We start from the raw sequence: 3,314 nt of genomic DNA, 5'->3' as shown, positions 1-3,314 counted from the left end.
ATCCCGGAGGAGAACCAATTAATCTGGTAACGGAGAATTTTTCCTGATATTCCGACATATCGATTCTGGTCATTTTATTTTCATCGTCAAACAGATAATCTGCCAATGCTTTGGCCAATTCTGTTTTCCCGACACCTGTCGTTCCGAGGAAAATAAATGATCCAATGGGGCGTTTGGGGTCGTTCAGACCAGCACGGCTTCGGCGCACAGCGTCAGAAACGGCGGCAATGGCTTCTTCTTGTCCGATGACCCGTTTGTGCAATTCTTCTTCCAGGTGAAGCAGCTTGTCTTTTTCGCTCTGCATCATCTTGTTGACAGGTATTCCTGTCCAACGGGAAACGATGTCTGCAATATCCTGAGCATCCACTTCTTCCTTGATGATCGGGCTATCTCCCTGCATCTGATGCAGTTTTTCCTTGGTGCTGTCAATGGCAGCCTGGGTCTCTTTCATCTTTCCGTAGCGGATTTCTGCCACTTTGCCGTAATCGCCTTCTCTTTCGGCTCTTTCTGCTTCATATTTCAGGTTTTCCAGGTCGATTTTGCCTTGTTGGATTTTGTTGATTTGTTCTTTTTCGGAACTCCATTTTGCTTTGATCTTGCTGCTTTCTTCCTTCTGGTTGGCTATTTCCTGATTGAGCTGAGATAACTTGGTTTGGTCGTTTTCGCGTTTGATGGCTTCACGCTCGATTTCCAGCTGCATGATGTTCCGTTCGATGATATCAAGTTCTTCAGGGACGGAATCAATTTCCATTCTCAGTTTGGCTGCTGCTTCATCCATCAGGTCGATGGCTTTGTCCGGCAGGAAACGGTCGGTGATGTAGCGGCTTGAAAGTTCCACGGCGGCAATCAGGGCATCGTCCTTGATTCTGACCTTGTGGTGGTTTTCGTAACGTTCTTTCAGACCACGTAGGATGGAAATGGAGCTGGCTTCGTCTGGTTCGTTGACCTGAACAATCTGGAAACGACGTTCCAGGGCCTTATCCTTTTCGAAATATTTTTGATATTCGTTGAGCGTAGTTGCCCCGATGGCTCGAAGTTCGCCTCTGGCCAACGCCGGTTTTAGAATATTGGCTGCGTCCATGGCTCCTTCACCTCCGCCTGCTCCGACCAGGGTGTGGATTTCATCAATGAACAGGATGATTTCGCCTTCGGACTGAATGACTTCATTGATGACCGATTTCAGACGTTCCTCAAATTCGCCTTTGTATTTGGCTCCGGCCACCAATGCGCCCATATCCAGAGAAAACAATTGTTTGCTTTTCAGGTTTTCCGGTACATCACCACGGATGATACGGTGAGCCAGACCTTCGGCAATGGCTGTTTTACCCGTACCAGGTTCTCCAATCAGGATGGGATTGTTTTTGGTACGCCGGCTTAGGATTTGCAATACCCGGCGGATTTCTTCATCACGGCCGATGACCGGATCTAATTTTCCTGAACGTGCGCGCTCATTCAAATTGATGGCGTATTTGTTCAGGGCGTTATAGGTATCTTCAGCGGATTGGCTGCTGACTTTGGAGCCTTTCCTCAGTTCCCGGATGGCTTCATGCATCACTTGTTCGGTGAGACCGGCTTCCTTCAACAAGCTAGAGACGGCATTCTTTTCGGTGAGTAAAGCCAAAAGGATGAACTCCAGCGATACGAACTGATCGCCTTCCTTGGTGGAATAATCAATCGCTTTCTGGATGACGGCATTTGTCTCCCGGGAAAGATACGGTTCGGCATTGCTTACCCGCGGATAGCTGTCGAGCAGTCTGTCCAAGGCTGTATTGAGTGTATTTGGGTTTGCTCCGGATTTTTGGAAAAGGAAATTGGTCACATTTTCTCCGACCTCCATGACTCCTTTCAAAAGGTGTGGCGTTTCAATGGCTTGCTGTTGTCTTCCCTGGGCAAGTTCGATGGCTTTTTGAACAGCTTCCTGTGATTTAATGGTGAAATTGTTGAAGTTCATAATTTTTTGTTTATAACAACGATCAAGCAACAATTGTTTTGCCAAACAAAAAATCCGCCATATTGACACTGTTATTGATCGTATAGTGTCAATATGGCGGATTTTTATAATCCCTATTGAGAAATCCTATTCGTAGCGGATTGCTTCTATCGGATCCAGCTCGGATGCCCGCTTTGCAGGATACCATCCGAAAAATATTCCGGTAATAGAGCAGACTAAAAAGGACAGAAAAACAGAATAAGCCTGAATTTCTATCGGCCAGTTCGCTATCCACTTGATACTGTACGAAGACATCACACCGAGCAAGATGCCGATAAGGCCGCCTGTTACACTGATTAGAACTGCTTCAGTCAGGAATTGCATCAGGATATCTTTCCCTTTTGCACCGATGGACATACGAAGTCCGATTTCCTTGGTGCGTTCGGTTACCGATACATACATGATGTTCATGATGCCGATACCTCCGACTATCAGGGAAATGCCGGCTACTGCCGCCAGTAAAGCCGTCATCATGTCTGTCGTGGAAGTCATCATGGTGAGCATTTCTTTTTGGGTACGGACGCTGAAGTCATCATCTTCACCAGTTCTGATTTTATGTCTGTTGCGTAAGATTCCTTCTATCTGAGCCTGTGCCGCTTCCGTATCCTTTTCGTCAATGACTGATGCATAAATAGTTTGCAGGTAGGTGATGGCCAGAATTCTTTTCATGACCGAAGTGTAGGGCGCCAGTATGATATCATCCTGATCTTGCCCCATGGAGTTGTCTCCTTTTTCCCCAAGGACACCGATTATTTTAAAAGGAATTTTTCCAAAACGGATATTTTGACCAACAGGATCTTCACCGTTGGGGAAAAGTGTTTCTACAACGGTTTGCCCGATTACACAGACTTTGGCTGATTCCTTGATATCTTTTTCTGTGAACATCTGACCATCTACAACCTCATATTTACGGATATCCAGGTATTCCTCATTGACACCGGTCATGCTGGTATGCATGTTGTTCGCTCCGTAGATGGCTTGTCCACTGCTGGTTACTCCGGGTGAAATGGCTGCAAAGTAATTTGATCCGTCTCTGATGGCTTCAAAATCTCCCATCTTGAGGGTCTGCATTTCGTCTGCACTCATACGTGCACCACCGGGACCATTGTCTGCTCCGGGACGTATGTTCAGCATGTTGGAGCCCATTTCGGAAATCTGGTTCCTGATGCTTGATTTGGATCCTTGTCCGATGGCCAGCATGGCAATGACCGCTGCAACACCGATGATGATACCCAGCATCGTGAGAAAAGTACGCGATTTATTGTTGACCAATTCGCGAAGTGATATTTTGATTGCATTTGAAAAATCCATGATGTCTGATGTT

Annotated in this window: 2 protein-coding genes; both read right to left on the bottom strand. The window is 46.4% G+C overall.

What is annotated here, in order from left to right:
• A partial coding sequence (locus PHQ97_16040) for an AAA family ATPase (protein MDD4394244.1) occupies window positions 1-1,951 on the bottom strand: 1,951 nt, incomplete at its 3' end.
• A gap of 126 nt (window positions 1,952-2,077) precedes the next feature.
• A partial coding sequence (locus tag PHQ97_16035) for an ABC transporter permease (protein ID MDD4394243.1) occupies window positions 2,078-3,314 on the bottom strand: 1,237 nt, incomplete at its 5' end.

Source organism: Desulfobacterales bacterium, assembly GCA_028704555.1.
Classification (GTDB): domain Bacteria; phylum Desulfobacterota; class Desulfobacteria; order Desulfobacterales; family JAQWFD01; genus JAQWFD01.
Note: the sequence above shows the minus strand (reverse complement) of the source record. Positions and strands in the feature narration are given on the sequence as shown.